General features: G+C 40.9%; 17 protein-coding genes and 1 riboswitch. Of the genes, 6 read left to right on the top strand and 11 right to left on the bottom strand.

Features of this window, described 5'->3' with window-relative positions; translation table 11 throughout:
* Positions 1-161 precede the first annotated feature (161 nt).
* The 3 genes from H6G26_RS24195 to ppsA form a co-directional block, all read right to left on the bottom strand.
* The gene (locus H6G26_RS24195) at positions 162-785 is read right to left on the bottom strand and encodes a GNAT family N-acetyltransferase (protein ID WP_242053847.1); all 624 of its coding nucleotides are present in this window, start codon (positions 783-785) and stop codon (positions 162-164) included.
* A gap of 171 nt (positions 786-956) precedes the next feature.
* A complete protein-coding gene (locus tag H6G26_RS24190; protein ID WP_347242498.1) occupies positions 957-1,160 on the bottom strand; it encodes a XisI protein in 204 nt (67 codons plus the stop codon).
* A gap of 90 nt (positions 1,161-1,250) precedes the next feature.
* Positions 1,251-3,728, bottom strand: a complete 2,478-nt coding sequence (gene ppsA, locus H6G26_RS24185) for a phosphoenolpyruvate synthase (protein WP_190731915.1) — start codon at positions 3,726-3,728, stop codon at positions 1,251-1,253.
* 186 nt (positions 3,729-3,914) lie between these two features.
* On the opposite strand from ppsA, the gene H6G26_RS24180 reads away from it, so the two are divergent.
* Together H6G26_RS24180 and H6G26_RS24175 are read left to right on the top strand one after the other, a co-directional pair.
* Entirely contained in the window at positions 3,915-4,322 is a 408-nt protein-coding gene (locus H6G26_RS24180) for a hypothetical protein (protein ID WP_190731914.1), read from the top strand.
* Between the two features lie 54 nt (positions 4,323-4,376).
* Positions 4,377-5,780: a serine/threonine-protein kinase gene (locus H6G26_RS24175; RefSeq protein ID WP_190731912.1), complete on the top strand. Its 1,404-nt coding sequence runs from the start codon at positions 4,377-4,379 to the stop codon at positions 5,778-5,780.
* Between the two features lies 1 nt (position 5,781).
* Here H6G26_RS24175 and H6G26_RS24170 read toward each other — a convergent pair whose 3' ends face one another.
* From H6G26_RS24170 to H6G26_RS24160, 3 genes are all read right to left on the bottom strand, one after another.
* The gene (locus tag H6G26_RS24170) at positions 5,782-7,110 is read right to left on the bottom strand and encodes an ATP-binding protein (RefSeq protein WP_190731909.1); all 1,329 of its coding nucleotides are present in this window, start codon (positions 7,108-7,110) and stop codon (positions 5,782-5,784) included.
* 95 nt (positions 7,111-7,205) lie between these two features.
* Positions 7,206-8,495 carry a tellurite resistance TerB C-terminal domain-containing protein gene (locus H6G26_RS24165; protein WP_190731907.1) on the bottom strand — a complete coding sequence of 430 codons (1,290 nt, stop codon included), beginning with the start codon at positions 8,493-8,495 and terminating at the stop codon, positions 7,206-7,208.
* A gap of 255 nt (positions 8,496-8,750) precedes the next feature.
* Positions 8,751-10,097, bottom strand: coding sequence for an ATP-binding protein (locus tag H6G26_RS24160; protein WP_190731905.1), 1,347 nt, complete (start codon positions 10,095-10,097; stop codon positions 8,751-8,753).
* 87 nt (positions 10,098-10,184) lie between these two features.
* Between H6G26_RS24160 and H6G26_RS24155 the strand changes: the two genes are divergently transcribed.
* A complete protein-coding gene (locus H6G26_RS24155; protein WP_190731902.1) occupies positions 10,185-10,502 on the top strand; it encodes a TMEM14 family protein in 318 nt (105 codons plus the stop codon).
* Positions 10,503-10,562: 60 nt separating this feature from the next.
* Here H6G26_RS24155 and H6G26_RS24150 read toward each other — a convergent pair whose 3' ends face one another.
* The 4 genes from H6G26_RS24150 to H6G26_RS24135 all read right to left on the bottom strand — a co-directional run bounded on the left by H6G26_RS24150 (position 10,563) and on the right by H6G26_RS24135 (position 14,380).
* A complete protein-coding gene (locus H6G26_RS24150) occupies positions 10,563-11,423 on the bottom strand; it encodes a fructosamine kinase family protein (RefSeq protein WP_190731900.1) in 861 nt (286 codons plus the stop codon).
* A 117-nt stretch (positions 11,424-11,540) separates the two neighbouring features.
* A complete protein-coding gene (locus H6G26_RS24145; protein WP_190731898.1) occupies positions 11,541-12,821 on the bottom strand; it encodes a pitrilysin family protein in 1,281 nt (426 codons plus the stop codon).
* Positions 12,822-12,984: 163 nt separating this feature from the next.
* A complete protein-coding gene (locus H6G26_RS24140) occupies positions 12,985-13,407 on the bottom strand; it encodes a hypothetical protein (protein WP_190731896.1) in 423 nt (140 codons plus the stop codon).
* A gap of 103 nt (positions 13,408-13,510) precedes the next feature.
* A complete protein-coding gene (locus H6G26_RS24135; RefSeq protein ID WP_190731894.1) occupies positions 13,511-14,380 on the bottom strand; it encodes a zinc metalloprotease HtpX in 870 nt (289 codons plus the stop codon).
* A 308-nt stretch (positions 14,381-14,688) separates the two neighbouring features.
* Positions 14,689-14,774, top strand: a riboswitch (Fluoride riboswitch).
* A gap of 95 nt (positions 14,775-14,869) precedes the next feature.
* Here H6G26_RS24135 and H6G26_RS24130 point away from each other — a divergent pair.
* The 3 genes from H6G26_RS24130 (at position 14,870) to H6G26_RS24120 (ending at position 18,641) form a co-directional block, all read left to right on the top strand.
* Complete coding sequence (locus H6G26_RS24130) at positions 14,870-16,504, top strand: cation:proton antiporter (protein WP_190731892.1); 1,635 nt, start codon at positions 14,870-14,872, stop codon at positions 16,502-16,504.
* A 439-nt stretch (positions 16,505-16,943) separates the two neighbouring features.
* Positions 16,944-18,272 carry a voltage-gated chloride channel family protein gene (locus tag H6G26_RS24125; protein WP_190731890.1) on the top strand — a complete coding sequence of 443 codons (1,329 nt, stop codon included), beginning with the start codon at positions 16,944-16,946 and terminating at the stop codon, positions 18,270-18,272.
* Between the two features lie 39 nt (positions 18,273-18,311).
* A complete protein-coding gene (locus H6G26_RS24120; RefSeq protein WP_190731888.1) occupies positions 18,312-18,641 on the top strand; it encodes a hypothetical protein in 330 nt (109 codons plus the stop codon).
* A gap of 418 nt (positions 18,642-19,059) precedes the next feature.
* On the opposite strand, the gene H6G26_RS24115 is transcribed toward H6G26_RS24120, so the two are convergent.
* A complete protein-coding gene (locus H6G26_RS24115; protein WP_190731886.1) occupies positions 19,060-19,698 on the bottom strand; it encodes a Uma2 family endonuclease in 639 nt (212 codons plus the stop codon).
* Between the last annotated feature and the right edge of the window lie 65 nt (positions 19,699-19,763).

The following is a 19,763-nucleotide window of genomic DNA, read 5'->3' as shown; positions in this document are numbered from 1 at the left end:
TCGCGGATGAGTCTTTGATACTCGCGGATGAGTCTTTGATACTCGTGAATGAGTCTTTGATACTCGCGGATGAGTCTTTGATACTCGCGGATGAGTCTTTGATACTCGTGAATGAATCTTTGATACTCGCGGATGAGTCTTTGATACTCGTGAATGAGTCTTTAATACTCGCCGATGAGTCTTTGAACTCCACTCTTTTGCCCCCCTACCCTCTGCTCAAGAACTGCTCCCCTGTTCTCCCTCCACTCTTCAGGTGCATCTAGTTGGAACAAGAGTAGTTCAATACCGTAATACTTGTTTGTCCGCCCTATTGGCTTCATACCCAATCGTTCTGTTACACGGATTGAAGCATGATTTTCTGGCTTCACTACGGCATAAATTACTGGCAAGTTCAGCACACTAAATCCGTAGTTGAGCATAACTCGTCCTGCTTCTGTTGCATACCCTTTACCCCAAGAAGCTCGCCTCAAGTGCCAGCCTACCTCATAATCTTGAGTGGGTAAACCATCTTTGTCGGGTAATTGTTTGAGAATGATAGTTCCTACAATTGTCGTAGTTTGCTTTTCGACAATTGCCCAATATCCAGTACAATTGTTGCGTCGGTGCGAACGCTCGATATTGTCAATCAAACGCTGACGCTGTGACTCAACACTTGTTACCAGAGAAGCTTTACCAAGAAAGTGCGTAACTTCAGGGTCATTATAAATTACAAAGGCTTGCTCGGCATCGCGTTCGGGTATCCAACTGCGAATAATCAAGCGTTCGGTTTCCCAAAGATTTGTCATCTTGCTTTTGGCTAAACTAAATTGCCATTCTGCAAAATACTAAGATACTTATGGTTGAGCAGTCAAAAGTTTTGTAAACAATTAGACAAACAAAAAATGGCGATCGCTATGCTATGGGCAGTTATCCAGAAGTTTAATTACCCTTGGTTATGCGATGCCTGCGGCGGTAAACTACGCAAATTCTGAATTTTTCCGTAGTTCTTCAGACCGAAATCCCAATACAATTCGATCCTTCGGCACACCAGCCCTAACTAATTCCGTTGCTATCCCCTCTTCAGTGCCATCACGTTGAATCCAAATTTTGCCATCAATAATATCAATGTGAATTAGACAGCCGTGAACGCGACGCGTTGCAGTTGGAGAGAGTTCTGGCAATGGCTCTGGGCATTCTTCAAGTTTTCGTGGTAACGGTCTTTAGCTGGCATAAATTACTCGAATTACGAATTACGAATTACGAATTACGAATTACGAATTACTACTCTCGACTTTTGCCACTTCCAGCATCGTCTTCAAAACTGAATCTGGATTTAGACTAATTGAGTCAATTCCCTGTTCAACCAAAAACTGGGCAAATTCTGGATAGTCGCTGGGTGCTTGTCCACAAATGCCGATTTTGCGATCGCATTTTTTCGCTGTTTCTATGACCATTTTTACCATTCGTTTCACAGCTGGACTGCGTTCATCAAACAATCTGGCTACCAACGCCGAATCCCTGTCTATCCCCAATGTCAGTTGAGTTAAATCATTAGAACCAATCGAGAAACCATCAAATACCTCAGCAAATTCCTCAGCCAGAATAACGTTACTGGGCAACTCGCACATCACATAAACCTGCAAGCCGTTAACACTCTGCTTTAAACCATTTTTTGCCATCTCTGCCAAAACCAACCGCCCTTCATCGGGAGTACGACAAAAGGGAATCATCGGGATAACATTCGTCAAACCCATTTCTTCCCGTACTCGGTTGATGGCATGACACTCTAGGGCAAAAGCTTCTCTGTAGCCTTCATCGTAGTAACGCGCCGCCCCCCGCCAACCCAGCATTGGGTTTTCTTCATGGGGTTCAAACTGTCGTCCACCTAACAAATTGGCATATTCATTACTTTTGAAATCTGACATTCGGACAATTACTGGTTTAGGATAAAATGCCGCCGCAATTCTACCGATGCCTTGGGCTAATCTATCTACAAAATACTGGGATTTATCGTCGTACAGTGCGGTAATTTCAGCAATTTTAGCTTTGGCAAATTCATCTTTTAACAAGTCATAGTGAATCAACGCCATTGGATGAATTTGAATTTGGTTAGCGATGATAAATTCTGTCCGCGCTAAACCTACGCCATCGTTGGGAATTGCCGATAAACTCAATGCTTCTTGAGGATTACCCACATTCATTAAAATTTGAGTGCGGGTGCGGGGTAAGTTTTCTAAAGGAACTTCTTTAACTTCAAAAGGTAATAAGCCTGCATAAACTTTTCCTTCTTCTCCTTCAGCGCAAGAAATTGTTACCTCTTGACCAGGTTTTAAAATTTCTGTAGCATTGCCGCATCCCACGATCGCAGGTACACCCAATTCTCGCGCAATGATTGCTGCATGACACGTGCGGCCGCCAGAATTGGTAACAATTGCACTGGCGCGTTTCATAATTGGTTCCCAATCGGGGTCAGTTCTCTCTGTTACTAAAACTTCCCCAGGTTGAAACTGTTCGAGTTTCTGAACATCTAAAATCAGGCGTGCTTTTCCTTGACTAATAGCTTCCCCAATTGCGCGTCCTATGACAAGGGGAATTGGGGATTGGGAAGATTTTTCCCCATTCCCTCTCCATTCTTTATTCCCTAATATCAACCGATAACTCCGCAATACATTTCCCGTCTTTTGCGACTGAACAGTTTCGGGACGCGCTTGGACAATAAAAAGTTGGTTAGTAATTCCATCTTTTGCCCACTCGATATCCATTGGAGTGAAAATACCGTGAACTTGAGAATAATGATCTTCAATTAAACACGCCCAAGTTCCTAGTTGTAAAATTTCTTCATCACTCAGGGCAAATTTGCCTCTTTCGCTAGGTGAAACAGACACATTTTTCGTAAATTTTGAACCGTCATCATAAATCATTTTCAATTCTTTACTACCCAATTTTTTATCGATAATTGGGCGGAAACCAGCTTTTAAAGTTGGTTTAAAAACATAATATTCATCAGGATTTACAGACCCCTGAACAACGTTTTCACCTAAACCGTAGGCGGCTGTAATTAATGCCGCATCCTTAAATCCGGTTTCTGTATCAATGGAGAACATCACCCCAGAGGTTGCTAAGTCAGAACGCACCATTTTTTGCACACCCACAGCTAGAGCAATGCTAAAGTGGTCAAATCCTTTGGTGTGGCGATAAGAAATGGCGCGATCGGTAAATATGGAAGCAAAGCATTTATGACAAGCTGCTAAAACTCCTTCAGCGCCGACAACATTGAGGTAAGTTTCCTGTTGTCCAGCAAAACTAGCATCTGGAAGGTCTTCGGCGGTGGCGCTAGAACGGACTGCAACATCTGTCTCTGCGTTGTATCGTTCACAAAGACTTTGGTAAGCTTTAGCGATCGCCTCTCGCAATTCTACAGGAAATGGGGTGTGGATTAATAGCGATCGCGCCTTTTTTCCTCGTTCTCGTAAATTTTTGACATCCTCAACATCCAAGTCAGCAAAGAGTTTGCGTAGCTTTGGTTCTAACCCTGCTGATTTGATGAAATAACGATAAGCATAAGCAGTAGTAGCAAAGCCTGTAGGAACGTTAATCCCTTTGGGCGTTAGTTGTTGAATCATTTCCCCTAGTGAGGCATTTTTACCACCAACTACGGGGATATCAGCAATGCCAACTTCATCAAACCACAAAATGAGCGATCGCTCTTGAGAAGATGGAGATAAAGTGCTTTTAGATACTGTAGCCATAATTACCTTTTAAATTTATACTCAGTTTGTCAGTGCGTAATCGGTAGTATATTTTTCCCATATTCAATTTTAGATATTACAGCTAGTCGCGTGATTTTGGATTGTGCAATTAAATACCAAACTATAGTCTATAAATAACAATTATTCGGGATAATGGCTGTATTGTAATACCGGATGCAATGCACAATGGCACAACTAGAACGACTGCTGAAAATGGCAGAAGATGAGCTAACTGAGTACAGCACTGATGCCCGCAAAATTGAAAAACTACGGCGTAAAATCGGTTTATCCGTATCCGCAGCCGAACAGCGACAAGTCAAAGAGGTATTACTTCCCATTAAGCAATCTTCTAATATGATTAGTCAAATTGTGGAAGAACAAAGACAAGCAGCAGCTTTACCATTTTGGGGAATTGCTGGATTGGGTTTGTTATTCGGAATTTCTTTAAATCAACCCATCTGTTTATTAGCGGCTATAGTTGGAACTGTATTAGCTTTTAGAATTCAGAAATGGGGTTGGCAATTGCAGGCAAGGAGTCTATTGTTACAAACATTGGAAGATATTGAAGCGCGTATTGCCCAACCGAATAAGTAACAGAACAGATCCAGGAAAGCTATAAAAGCGACAAAGCTTTGGAGTCACGAGCAAATGACAAGTCAAGAATTGCCAGATTCTAACCAAGAAATACTGTTGGAACGGTATCAAGTGCAACAGGAACTAGGCAAAAAAGCCGGACGGCGATCGCTGCTAGCTTGTGATTTACAAACTCAAGAATTAGTAGTGGTCAAAATACTATCCTTTGGTAATGAGTTTGAATGGAACGACCTCAAACTGTTTGAGCGAGAAGCTGAAACTCTCAAAGCACTCTCTCACCCAGCCATTCCCCGCTACCTTGACTACTTCGAGCTAGATTCACCCAACAGCAAAGGATTTGCACTCGTACAAAGTTATATTCCAGCCCAATCTCTAGAAGCACAACTAAAAGCTGGGCGTAGTTTCAGTGAAGAAGAAGTTAAGGAACTAGCAAAAGCTATTCTAGAAATTCTCAAATATTTGCATGGCCGTCAACCGCCCGTAATTCATCGTGATATCAAACCAAGTAATATTCTATTAACAAATCGCTCTGGTAATAGTGTGGGTGAAGTCTACTTAGTAGATTTTGGTTCAGTGCAAACCATCGCCAGAAGAAGCAGCACAATTATAGTAATGGGAACTTACGGCTATGTACCACCAGAACAATTTAATGGTAAAGCTATTCCTGCTTCTGACCTTTACAGTTTGGGAGCAACTTTAATTTATTTAGTGACAGGTCAGCATCCAGCCGATTTACCACTAACTGACTTGCGGCTTGAATTTGAACCAGTAGCCAATATTAATCCTACTTTCAGTAGTTGGTTGAGGAGGATGACAGAACCTATTGCGAGTCAACGTTTGACTTCTGCTGAAGACGCTTTACAAGCTTTAAAACAACCTGGAAATGCAACTCAAACTCAGGGAAGAGTGCCTAATTTAAGAGTGGGCAAACCTTTTGGTAATAAAGTTGTCGTAAAAAAAAATGATGATATTTTACAAATTATCATTCCGGGTGTAGGTTTATCTTCATTGACATTTGCAATGAATTTATTTACTAGTTTTCTATATTTAATGTTATGTTCTACGTCTTTAGATATCATGAATGGGAAAGCTTTAAATGGAATATTTTCCGTTGGATTAGGAATAATTTTCGATTGTTTTATTACTTCATTCTTGCGCTCTATTCTGTGCTTATTTGGCGAACGGAATATTTTTATTGATTCGCATAAATTTTTATCAAATTATTATTGTTTTGGTATTAACTTCAAAAATGATTTATCATCATTAAAAACACATATTAATAGAATAGAAAAAACTAAAAATATGTTTAATCAACCTTACTTAATCATTTGGAGTGGGAGAAATAAGTCTGAAATCTTCACAGATTTCGGGCGTGCTTTTAATATTACTACCCCAGAACTTGATTGGCTAGCTCATGAACTCAGCGATTGGCTAGGCTTACCAATTATTAGAGAGTAAACTACAAACTAAATTCTGCTACGCCATCCTCATCCTCATCTGCATCCTTACTCATCGCAGTAGGTTTAAATTTAGAGCCATGAATTAATTCACCAAACGCAATTCCTGGATTTTGGTGAAGAATATTCAGCACACTCATAAAATCTCGCACAATTTCCCCTGGTGTAAGTAATGCTTCTGCACCCAAGCGATTAATAATTTCTTGCACAAACTCTTTCAACTCACGATTTGTCAAAGTCTGTTCATACCCAAAATTGAGTGCATGAATCTCAGCTAAACGTTGCAGAAGCGTCAATATTTCTGCTTCACTCAACGGATTGAGCCTAATTACTGGGCCTAAATGTTCCTGAACATTAGCTTGGGCAGCAAAACGGCTTTCTTTTGTGCGTCTTTGCCAAGCTTGGTCTGCAAAAAGTCCTCGTTTGGGGTCTTCTAAAAATTTAGTTGTTCCACCAACAACAATACCAAGATGTTCTGCTTTGCACTGCATGGTATCGTTAAACATGGCGAGGAGCCGATTATAATTTTTTTCCCGCGTAACTGTAGTAGATATTTGATATAAATGTACGGCTTCATCAACTAAAATTAACAGTCCTTTATAGCCAATCTCAGCAACAAACTTCGCAAACAGTTTTATATAGTCGTACCAAGTATCATCATCAATAATCACGCGCACCCCTAAAGCTGCTTTCGCCTCAACTTTAGTCGTAAATTCTCCCCGCAACCAGCGCATCGCCGCATTTTTTAAATTATCATCATCCATTCGGTAGCCACGCCAATAAGCGATAATCACGCTACCAAAATCAAAACCGTGAACTAAGCCTTCAATATACTGAACTACTTCCCTAATTTTCGATTCAACTTTATCATCAAAACCATCATCATTCGGACGCATTTCAGTTTCTTTAACAACTTCTTGTTGAATTTTATTAATCCATCCTTCTAAAATCGAGACTAAAGCACCACCATCAGGACGAGTTTTTGTAGCTAGGTGACTCATTAATTCTCGATAGGTAGCTACACCTTCATTGCTGCTTCCAGCTAATCGGCGTTCAGGGGATAAATCAGCATCAGCTACTACAAAACCTTGCTCCATAGCACGGTTACGAATTAGTTGCAATAAAAAACTTTTGCCAGAACCGTAGTTACCAATTATGAAGCGAAATGCTGCTACACCTTCTGCAATATCATCGAGATTTTGTAATAGGCTTTTGAGTTCTTTTTCTCGACCTACTGCTATATATTCAACTCCCACTCTTGGGACTACCCCTGCACCAAGGGAATTGATTAAAGCAGTAGAGATTTTTTTCGAGATTTTGAGCTTTGCCATGTATTAAACTTCACTTTATTCTAAACGCAGAAGCACGCAGTAAATAGGTAAGGATATATTCACCTTACTACTAATCTTACGACGGCAATAATAATTTAATTTGAAGAAGTATGTCTAGCTATGAGCCTTTCATGCATTGCAATCATTTTTTGGACATGGGTAATATGCTCAGGGTAAACTTCTAGGCTTTCCGAATCTGTATTAATTATTAATTCACCAATAGTATCATTTGCTCGTTCATTTATAGAATCGATTAAAAGATTTGGCATAGTAATGTTTGCTTCGGCAATTTTTTTAATAGCAGCCTTGGGATTCTCTTGTTCGACTATAGTTTTTAATACTTGTAGTTCGTATTCTGGGAGATTTTCTAAAAAATTAGCCCATTCTTTAGGTAGATTCTCTGATATATTAATTTCCGAACTGTCTATGACTGTTGTAGTTTCTATTATTTCAGAAAAGGGAAACAATTCAGTATCATCTTCATTGGAATTATCAGCCAAAGGTTCGGGATTGAATGTTTCTATTTGTTGGAGTAGTTCCCATACTTGATTTTGCAATGAATCACGTTCTTCTTGCAATAATGAAACTTGGCTTTGCAACTGCTGTAATTCGGCTTTTTGTTCTGCAAGTTGAGTTTGTGAAGAATTCAGGATAGCTTGGATATTTTCTCTTTCGGTTTTTGTCGCTACCAGCAATTGATTTTTTTGGGTTGTCTCAACTTCTAGTTCTTGAATTGCAATCCGCAGTTCGTATAGTTTTTCTTCTAATTGGGGTTTTAGCCTGCCTAAAAGAGTTAAATTGCTTTCAATTTCTTGTTTCTCCTGCTGGAGTTCGGAAATTTTATTTTGCAAATTGGTAATTTCACTACGAGATACATTACAATTAGACTCTAAACGACGTTTCTCTGCTGTCAGAACAGAAAAAGCATTGTTCAATTCTGTTTGAGTTTTTTGCAAATTATTAATTTCAGTTTGCAGGGTATTAATTTCGGTTTCTAACTGCTTTTTTTGCCCCGCAAATGTTCTTAACTCTCGATGTATACTATCCCTTTGGTTACGGCTTTCTGTTACTTGGTTTTGCAGTTGTTGTGACTCTGCATATAATAAATTATGATGTTCTTCGATTTGATTAATTTCTCTGACGACACGAGCCTTCAAACCCTCCATTTCTTTAATTCGTTTGCGGAGAGAACCTAAAACAAACACTTCATAATTTCTGCGTCGCTTATCTACGAATAATGCTGCTGCATAGATAGTAACGGCAGTAATTAAACCTGTGAGAAAGGCTTTATTAAAATCCCAGTTTGGAACAAGGCTAAGGCCAAAACTCACACTAAAGGCAACTATGCCTAAGATAAATCGATTGCTGATCGTTACTGATTGCATATTGCTGGTTTTTAGCGTAGTTAAGTTATCAGAATAAGTAATCATTCTAATCCGTAATACTCGCCACCGACGAGAAGCAAGCTACGTAATTGGTAATTTGTAATTAGAATACACAGGTTGTTCCGTTTGGCTAAATAAGGCATTTTTCCAAAATTTGTATCATAGTAGTCCTGAAATATCTAGTTTTAGTTACTGGTGCATAATATTGTTATGTAACTAATAAAAACTGTAATTATCAATAAATTAATTTTAATCTCAAATGTTAGATGTATCGGTATTGGCATGAAAAAGTCTTAAGTCTGCTTTTAAAAAATCAACAAATTGCCGTGCTGTGCGTCCAGAACGACCATTGTGGCGAGTTGCCCATTGTAATGCTTGAAATTCTAAATCTTCTTGGGTAATATTAATTTCAGCTTGTGTCGCTAGATGCTGTACAATCTTCAAATAAGTTTTTTGATCGGCTGGTTCAAAAGTCAAGGTTAAACCAAAGCGATCGCTAAATGAAAGCTTCTCCTGCATCGTATCCCAGGCATGAATTTCCTCGTTATCCTTGGGGGTAGGTCTATCCACAAAAAACTCCCGAATCAGGTGGCGGCGATTAGAGGTAGCATACACAACTACATTTTGCGGCCGCGCGGTTAAATTACCTTCTAAAACTACCTTAAGCGCTTTAAAGGCATCATCATCTTCTTCAAAGGAAAGATCATCGACAAAGATGATGAATTTTTGTGACACTCCCCGTAAATGTTCCACAATTTCTGGTAAGTCTTTTAAATCAGATTTTGCCACTTCCAACAAGCGGAGGCTGCGATTACTATATTCATTTAACAAAGATTTTACTAAGGAAGATTTGCCAGAACCCCGGCTCCCGTAAAGTAATACATGTAGTGCCATCTCTCCTGATAATAAAAACTCTGTATTTTTTAGCAAAGCATCTTTTTGAGACTCATAACCTACAAGCGCACTCAGCTTAATTGGATCAGAATACCGAATACCGATAAACTGCCCAGATTGCCAGCGTAAAGCGCGATATTCTGCAAATAAACCAGAGCCACATTGCCGATAATAAGCTGCTAATTCTTCTACAGCATCACCCCAATTGTCTAACTGTTGTAGATGCGTAGCGAATGTCTCTCCTCCTACCAATTCTTGCTCTTTATACCACACTACTGGTGAAATCGGCATATGAGCTGCGCCTTGTATCCACTCACTTAAAGAAGCGCTGCTACATTCATAGAGACTTTGCAATATTTGTAAATCATGCTTAACTGCTGTTACTAAAGCTGGGGGCAAATCTTTAAATTCTCGCACTTCAGCCAGCCTTGTAAAAGGATTCCTAGACAAGAGAAGTTGAGTAATTAAATAGTCTTCCCAGTTTTCATTTTTAGCAGCCAAGGCGTGGAAGTAACTGCCGTAGGCTTGGAGACAACCCCGTGCATCGGCATCAGTGTAACGTATGGCTTGCAACAGTTCCAAAAACGCCATCCCCACTTCGCCTTGGAGAACAGACTGGTACAGTAAAAGTGAGGCTGCTTGGCGCTGGAGATATTGAACCTTTGTATATGAGGAAGTACTTGCCATTGGCATCGCTTGATTACCCATCAATTAACTGTGTGATATAGCTAAATAGCTATGGTAAATTGTCTGCTGATACTGGCAGTAAAGTCAAAGTCTACATAGGTTTTAACAATGAATTTAAGTATAATTGCTGCTTTTGCCTACGGCATATTAGCGATCGCAGGGGGCATTATTGGCTACATTCAGGCTAAAAGTAAGGTTTCACTCATCAGTGGTAGCATTAGCGGTTTATTACTAGTGCTTGCCGGTTACTTTCAACTCCAAGGGCAAAGCTCGGGTGCAATTTTAGCAGTGATAGTTACTGCTGTTTTAGTAGTTGTCTTTGCATTTCGATTGGTAAAAACACGTAAGTTTATGCCGGCGGGATTAATGACGATTTTGGGTATGTTGGCTTTGGGGGTGATGGTGAGTCAAATGGTGGGGAATTGAGGGGGGAAATTTAAACGCAGAGGAGCGCGGAGGGAAGCGCAGAGGTACGCAAAGTTGTAGTTAGTGCAAAATTTGGTTAATCATTCGGTTTGCCTGGGAAGCATAACCGCCGCCAAATAAATTGAAGTGATTCAAAATGTGATACAGGTTATAGAGCGTTTTTCTCTGCTCATAGCCTGCATCTAAAGGAAAGACTTCGTTGTAACCTTTGTAAAAGGCTGCGGGGAACCCACCAAACAATTCTGTCATGGCAATATCAACTTCGCGATCGCCAAAATAAGTTGCTGGATCAAAAATCACGGGTTCTCCTGAGTTAGTACACCCGGCATTTCCGCCCCATAAATCACCATGTACTAGAGATGGTTGCACCTGATGCGCCAATAGTTCAGGGATTGCTGCTAGTAATTTTTCTGAAGAGGGGAAATTTCCTCCCTTTCGCCTTGCCAACTGAAATTGATAACCCAGGCGATGTTTAATATAAAATTCTGTCCAGTCTGCTGTCCAAGTATTGATTTGGGGCGTGGAACCAATAGTATTGTTAATTTTCCAACCAAAATCTTGGCTACTGCTAGCTTGATGCATCGCCGCCAACTTGCGCCCCATCTCTTCCCACGAATTGCTGTTACCGCTTCCAAGTTCTAACCATTCCAGCACGATGTAGCTAGAATTATCAGCTACACCCCAGCAGATAGGATTTGGGACGCGAATACTAGCTGTGGCTAGCATTTCCTTTAAACCCATTGCCTCAGCCTCAAACATCGCAACTTGTGATGCTTGGTTAATCTTAAGGAAGTAGCTTATCTCACCATTGGAAATAGCATAACCTTGGTTGATGCACCCGCCACCAACCGATCGCCGTTGCTGACTCTGAAATTTTTCGCCAGTCACCTGGCTAATTTGAGCATCGATTTGAGTCCACATGATTAAATTGGGGAGAGTAGGGGGAGCAGGGGGCAGGGAGCAGGGAGCAGGGGGAAAATTCCTCTTCTTTACTTCCACCCTTCTGCCTCCTGCCTTCTGCCTCCTGCCTTCTTCACTTTACGGCTTGACGACAACTACACCATAAGCATCTGGAGAAAGATACTCTTTGGCTGCTTGCATCAAGTCAATTGCATCTTGGCTCTGAATATGATCTGGGTAGTTAAAGGCGGGTTCTAAATCTCCCACCAAAGACTGATAATAACCATACAACCCAGAGCGATCGCTTGGTGTTTCGTTGCCAAAAATAAATCTGTTCGCTACTCGCCGCCGCACACGGGCAATTTCTGATTCTGTGACTAACTCGGTTTGGACTGTGCGAATATGTTGAGCGATCGCATCCTCTACTTCTCCTAAATTTTCCACTGCACATTTAGCTGAAATATAAAATGTCCCTTGCAGCTGATTGCTCATATTGCTCACAGAAATTGAAGAAACTAATCCCCGTTCTTCTCGTAAATCCCTCACCAGCCTTGATGTTCGTCCGTGTCCCAAAATTCCGGCTAAAACATCCAGTCCATAGGTGCAATCTAACTGAACCATTCCTGGAACCCGCCAAAGCATCACTAGTCTTGCTTGCTGGAGGCTTTCATCTATGAATTCTCGACGGACAATTTCTGTAAATGGTGGCTCAGGATGTAGTGGTGAGTGGGGAGTGGGGAGTGGGGAGTACTGAGTTCTAGTGGCTTTTGTAAATCCTTCAGCTACGGTTGCAATTAATTCTTCCACAGGCAAATTACCTACAGCTACAGCAGTAATTGACTGGAGTTGATACCAACTAGTATGAAAATCCCGCATCTGCTGGGGTTTAAGTTCAGCAATCACCGATTCTGGCCCCAATACCGCACGACGATAAGGTAACTCAGTATATGCTGTTTCCATCGCCCGTCGAAATGTCCGCCGTTGAGGATTATCCTCTGAACGCCTAATTTCTTCTAAAACGACTAATCGCTCACGTTCAAAAGCATCATCAGGAATACTAGCATTTGTTACTACATCTATTTGTAGTGGAGCAAGCTCGGCAAAATCTTTGGGAGCAGTGGTTATATAGTAGTGAGTATAGTCTTGACTAGTTGCGGCATTGGTAACAGCACCTCGTTCTTCAATTCGCCGTTCAAATTCGCCGCTAGCCAGTCGTTCTGTTCCCTTAAAAATCATGTGCTCTAAAAAGTGAGCCATGCCATTAATGGCATCAGATTCTACGGCTGAACCAACTTTAATCCATAAGTTGAGGTTTACAGCTTCAACTGGCATCTGCTCCGCTATGATTGTCAAACCATTGGGTAACTGATGCAGGGTTGGGCTATTAAGACGAGGAAGTTTCCGCAGGGTTGAAGTCATTGCTATTTGTGTGAGGAGCTGTAATTACTCCTTTATCTTATCCGTGACGGAAAATCTATATAAAAAGACCTCTCCCTGGTTTTACTACGCAAAACCTGTCCCTCTCCGAATCGGAGAGGGACAGACTTGAAGTTTAGTTCAAGATAGCAAGAGGTTCGTCTAACTAACGAGAATAAGGGTGATTGAAGGTTTCCCAAGCAGCTTTAGCTGCTTTTTGCAGGCGAAAGCTGAAGTCTACGAAGTCTTTCATCATTAAATGCCAGTTTCTCTCAGCTTCATCCTGAATTATCGCCCAAGAGTCTTCTAAGCGATCGCGTTCTATCAGTTTCCTTCCTTCAATCAATTCCCGTGCTTGTCGCACAGCTTTCAAATAAGTTTCACGCGTGAGAGTACCTGCTGACTCTGCTTGGCTGCGTCTTTCTAATGCCTCAATCAGCGCTTTGGTTTCGCGCTTCACTTCATCACTTCCGCCAGCCATTTCGGTTTCTACCAATTTGTCGCTTTGAGGACTAATTTCTACAATTACTATGGATTCGCTAGATTCAATTATTCCGGTTCCAAAGGAGTCGATATTGTTAGCATTCATAATTAAAACATCCTTAAATTACAAAGCTTAGTATCGGATGAAAACTGCACCCTATAATGGTAGTCATTATAAATTTCACAAATGACTAATGGCTAATGAATAATTAATAAGTTGTGATTGGCAATTGTTGCTCTAGTTTCAGTAATGCTGCAACTCGCTCCTCAGTAGCAGGGTGACTGGAGAACAAGTTACCCATAAACTGCCCAGAGATAGGATTGATAATTAATAACGGCTCATAAGCTGGATTGGCATTTAAAGGCATCTGCCTTGCTGAGGCTTCTAACCGTTGCAGTGCCCTGGCTAAGGCGCGGGGATTACCAGTTAATCTAGCTGAACCTGCATCAGCAGAAAATTCTCGTGTGCGCGAAATTCCTAACTGAATAATCGTCGCAGCCAATGGCGCAAGCATTACTGTTAATAAGACTCCCAAAGGATTTGCACCTCTGTTGTCATCTCGTGAACCACCGCCAAACCATAAGCTGTAACTCACCATTTGCGCTAGGAATGAGATTGCACCAGCGACAGTAGCAGCAACAGCTTGCGTGAGGGTGTCACGATTAATAATGTGGGTGAGTTCGTGGGCGATAACGCCTTCGAGTTCGTCCTCTGGCAATATCTTCAAAATGCCTTCGGTGACAGCAACAGCGGCGTGTTCTGGATCGCGTCCTGTAGCGAAGGCATTAGCACCAAGACTTGGGACAATGTAAACTCTAGGCATAGGAATGTTAGCGCGTTCGCTTAATCTTTGCACCATCCGATAAAGTCCCGGTGCTTCCCCTTCACTTACAGGCTGGGCGCGGTATGCTGCCAGGGCAATCTTATCTGATTGATACCAAGAAAACAGGTTTGTTACTGCTGCCAAGGCAATTCCAATAATTAAGCCACCAGAACCGCCAATTACCCAGTAACTAATTGCAATCAAAAGACCACTTAAAGCAGCTAGCAAAACAGCCGTTTTCAATTGATTTGTCATATTTTCGCTCTCCTGCTAATGCTGTATTATTTTTCTCTTAAACAGCATTCATGAAGCTACATTTTGATTTTATCCAGCTAAACTTAGATATATGGTACAGAAAACCTATCAGATAAGTACGGTTTTCCTACTTAACCTTTATAAATACTAATTATAGTTGTTTTTAATACTTGTTCTCTTAGCAAAAAGCTTTTTATTTATAAATATCATAAACGCATCTATCTATAGAAATAAATTATTTATCCAGGTAGAAATTACAAGTATGAAAAAGCAATACAAAAGTCAAAATGGTATTGTTGTAATTAAATAGTATTTATGGCGATGGAGCTCGCCAAAACCGCCTTTCCAGTACAGGTTAAATTCATGACTGGAGGCTGATGGCTCCTACTTTCTCCGCTGACTGCGGGAGAGTAGGGCTTGGCTAAATGCATTACCTGACTCTCCTGTAGAAAGTATCTGTCTACAAATCGCACTTCAAGGAGTTATGGGATGCTAGCCAGTGTATTGTGGATTTTAATGATGGGCTTTTTTGCCGGTCAACTTGCCCGTCGTTTAGTAGCTCCGCCTTTAATTGGCATGATTTTAGTGGGGATTATTCTTGGCCCCCAAGTTCAGAATGTTATCAGTTCAGATGTGCTGGGTGCTGCTGATGAGTTAAGAACTTTGGCAGTAATGATTATTTTAATGAAAGCCGGACTGGGTTTAGATAGAGAAAAGCTAGCTCAACAGGGAACTGTGGCGCTACGTTTGGGATTTTTGCCAGCAGCAACAGAAGCGATCGCGATCGCTCTTGCCGCTATGATAATTTTTAAATTTGACTTTCCTACTGGGTTACTCTTGGGCTGTGTGATTGGCGCGGAATCTCCGGCTGTAATTGTCCCAGGAATGCTTAGGCTGAAAAGTTTAGGCTGGGGTGTCACTAAAGGAATTCCCGATGCAATTTTAACTGGTAGTGCTTTATCTGATGTCCTGCTATTGCTAGTCTTCAGCCTACTGCTAAGTTTCTTAGGTGACGGAGGTGTTGAGCAGATTGCCCTACCTGGGGGATTCACTTTGACTGCTCTCCAACTGCTGCCGTTCCAAATTATCATGCAAATATTGCTGGGATTATTATTTGGCTATTTAGCAGCTCGTTTATTAGTTCTACTATTAATTAAACAAAACTGGACTCAGAATATCGTTCAAGATACTGTGATTGCTGCCAGTTTAGCTTTATTCCTGGTAATTAGCGCTCATGCCTTACCTTACTTTTCTGGTTATTTAGCAGCAATGGCTATGGGGTTTTTCTTAATTGAATTAGATGCTCCCCTAGCTCGAAGATTACGGGGCGGATTTGACAGTTTATGGATAGTAGCTGAGATTTTTTTGTTTGTCTTATTAGGGGCAACTATTCAACTGCAAGTATTAGAGAAGATTCTGTTACCTGGCATTTTAATTCTAGTAATTGGTTTACTTATAGGTCGGATGCTGGGCTGGTATCTCTCAACTTTGGGTAGTAATTGGAATTGGCGAGAAAGATTATTTTTGCTCCCAGGAAACTCAGCAAAAGCTACAGTCCAAGCTGCCATTGGAGCAATACCCCTCTCCCAAGGAATTGCGGGGGGTGAGATAATTTTAGCGATCGCAGCTCTCTCAATTTTAATCACTGCACCGTTAGGAGCTTGGGCAACTATGACTTTTGCCCCGAAATTGCTCACAAAAGGCGAAGTTGACCCCACCAAAGTCACAGTTGCTACTCGTACCTTGTTCCTGGCAGCAGTGGATACATCGAGTTTAGCCACAGAAGTTTTAACAAAAGTCGCAGATTTAGCACGCCGCAGTAATGGGGAAGCGATCGTCTTGCATGTAGTTAATACCTCAAGCCAGCAAGATATCCAACAAATAAAAGAACAAGCCAAACAGTTTTTATCGGATATCAGATATAAGTTTTTGATTGTTACAGGTGCTGTACCAGAAGAGATTATTCGCATTGCCGAGGAGTTTAGTGTCACTGCGATCGTTATGGGCAAACGCGGTCATCAACCTTGGGAACAAGTGCTGATTGGCTCAGTATCACAAGCAGTCTTAGAAGCCAGCCCAATACCTGTAATCTTGCTAGAAAACCGTGAACCCAACTCAATTTAATTACGAATTACGTTAGCGCAGCGTAAAGCCTTCTCTACGAGAGGCTGCGCCAACGCTTAGAGGTTGTTTGAAAAGTGGTTGGCTGTGATTTTAGGCACTTATTGATCCCCCCTAACCCCCCTTAAAAAGGCTACGGTGTACACACAAGTCTTCTAGAGTTCGCCACAGGCTTTTGATCCCCCCAACCCCCCTTAAAAAGGGGGGCAAAAAGCTTTCAAAGTCCCCCTTTTTAAGGGGGATTTAGGAGGATCAATACACATTTTGCACCCAGCAAAAAGATGTGTGTACACTGTAGCCTTAAAAAGGGGGGAACCGGAATCAGAGTCCCCCTTTTTAAGGGGGATTTAGGGGGATCTAAAACGTTTTGCTACCAAGATGAGGACTTTTCAAACATCCTCTTAGAGCGACGCAGGAGCGTCATTATGAATTACGAATTAATATGAAACAATTACGTCAATTTGAACCTTTTATTGCCTTACCCCACCTAATGAAATGGCTGCCTATTTCCGTTGTAGCTGGCATTCTTGCTGGAATGGCTTCTGCGGCTCTTTTAGCATCATTGGAATGGGCAACCAATTGGCGGGAATCGCATCGCTGGATTATCGCCTTTCTTCCCCTTGGCGGCTTCTTGAGCGGTTGGATTTATCATCAATTTGGTCAAACTGTAGAAGCCGGAAATAACCTTTTACTAGAAGAAATACATAATCCCAAAAAGGTTATTCCCTTCCGTATGGCTCCTCTTGTGTTACTAGGAACAGACCTCACCCATTTTTTTGGTGGTTCAGCCGGTCGTGAAGGGACAGCATTACAAATGGGTGCTTCTTTGGCAGATCAGGTGACTAAAATACTGCATTTTAAAGGGGCTAATCGGCGAATTTTGTTAACGGCGGGTATAAGTGGGGGATTTGCTTCAGTTTTCGGTACTCCCTTAGCTGGAACCGTATTTGGTCTGGAAGTTTTAGCGATTGGTAAAATTCATTACGACGCTCTTTTTCCTTCTTTGATTGCTGCGATCGTAGGGAATCAAGTCACCTTACTATTGGGTTTGCATCATACCGCATACCGACACGCTCCGTTAATACCGACGCTCACAATTTGGGGACTAATTTCTGCAATTATTGCAGGTGTAATCTTTGGAATAGTCGCAAGATTCTTTGCTAAAGTAACTCACAAAATCAGCCATTTGTTTAAAACCAAGATATCTTATCCTCCAATGCGTCCTTTAATAGGTGGTGCGATAATAGCAGCAATTGTTGGATTGAGTGGAACAACCAAGTACATTGGGCTTGGTATCTCAACAATCGTTGATTCTTTCTACACTCAGCTACCTCCTTGGGATTTTGCTGCCAAATTGGGTTTGACTACTTTAACTTTAGGTGCAGGTTTTAAAGGAGGAGAAGTCACGCCTTTGTTTTTTATTGGTGCTACTTTAGGTAATGCTTTGTCGTTACTTTTAGCATTACCTGCACCACTCTTAGCAGGAATGGGATTTGTGGGTGTGTTTGCGGGTGCAGCAAATACACCTTTAGCATCCACCTTAATGGGAATTGAATTATTTGGTCTGGAATCGGGGGTATTTATTGCTATTGGCTGTGTAGTGAGCTATTTATTTTCAGGTCATTCTGGAATTTATTCTGCACAGCGTATTGGGTTGAGTAAATACTCTGCTGTATTTTTAGAAGAAGGCGTGAATTTGGCTAATTATGGGCAACCAAAAATTGATTTACCTGATGAGAGTGAAGAAAGAGGAAGTAATTCTCAAGAATAATTTATTGATGCAATTAATAGATAATTGTAACCCGGACAAATGAAGAATCATGGATTTGGCAAACTAGTTACCTTTTTAAATAAATTAAAACAAGAGAGAATTAATTACACCTTAGCTCATCATCGGGATGAAACTATTATGGTGAATGTGGCAGTGGCTGGAGAACGATGGGAAGTGAAATTTTTTGAGGATGGTTCGATTGAAGTAAAACGATTTGTTAGTAGTGGAGAGATTAATGGGGAAGAGGCTTTTAGTGAGTTATTTGCTATGTATTCAGAGCCAGAAAATAATTCTGCCAAACTTACTCAAAATGCTAAGTTGCAGCAAATCATCATGCCAATCAGCTGGGATATCTGGAATATTCGATAACTCTATTACAGGAGTTATATACAGCTTATTAACTTCCCATTCCTCAAGAGGTAGTATAGCTTCAAAAGCTCGATGAATAGCTTTAGTAATAGAATGTTCTTTATCAAGAAGAATATCATAATTAGGTCGTCGAGTTTTAAGTTTTATATCGAACCAAGAGGAAGCAGAATCACAAGATGAAAAAGTACAAGATAGTAAAAATATAGCTTCATCATTTTCTCGTCCATCTATTAGAAACTGTACAGCTTTTGCATACTCTTCATTAAAGTTTTGAGTTTCCATAATAAAATGAGAGATATATTAGGTTTTAGAAATATGTTGCAACTTAAATGCACATTGACTTAACAGCTTTTAACACGTAATTACCACTAGCTTGCTCATAATTAAGCAAAATGAGCAATGCTTGTTTGATCATTTACTAAACCATCGCTTCCAATTCTTCTAAAGCTTGGAAACTTCCTACTTGCCAACTACGTTCTACAGCAGCAGGGATAATTTGAGTAATAGCTATATCTGCAAAATTAGGACTGGTGTTAGATTTTATGTATTTTCCCTCTTTAAGCAAATAAATAGAAAGACTTCCGCTATCGTAAACCCATAATTCTGGGACTCCAATGGCTTCATAAGCATCGAGAGTAGTTTTTGATGTGACATCAGTCTCAATCGCTAAATCTGGTGGTGGATCATCAGGTTGTAAGCGACAATGACCAATCATCTGTTGGTAATTCTGAATATAAAAGCAAGCATCAGGTTCAACTCCTGCTACACCTTGCCGTTTAAAAGTAGTGGAACCAAAAGGTTGGTATCTGATATTTTTAGCCTTCAACAATATTTTGACAATATCAGAAATTAAATCTTTGGGAATTTCATGTTCTGGTAAAGGAGCCATAATTTCTAAAGCACCCTGGCTGTAGGCAATTCGTGTAGTTCTTTTTTCTCCCAATTCTTGTAAAATAGATTCAAATTCTTCCCAGCTAACATCTGGAATTGTCACTGTGCTACCAGGTGCTAATTGCATCTGGCTAACAGGTTTGAAAACGGGGATAGCAGCAGTCATAACCAGAATATGAGTAAGCTGAGTTAAATTAATTATCTATCAGGTTGCGGTGGATAATCTAGCCC

It is taken from the genome of Nostoc sp. FACHB-888, assembly GCF_014696655.1.
Lineage (GTDB): Bacteria > Cyanobacteriota > Cyanobacteriia > Cyanobacteriales > Nostocaceae > Nostoc.
This window is presented reverse-complemented; position numbering and strand designations above follow the sequence as displayed.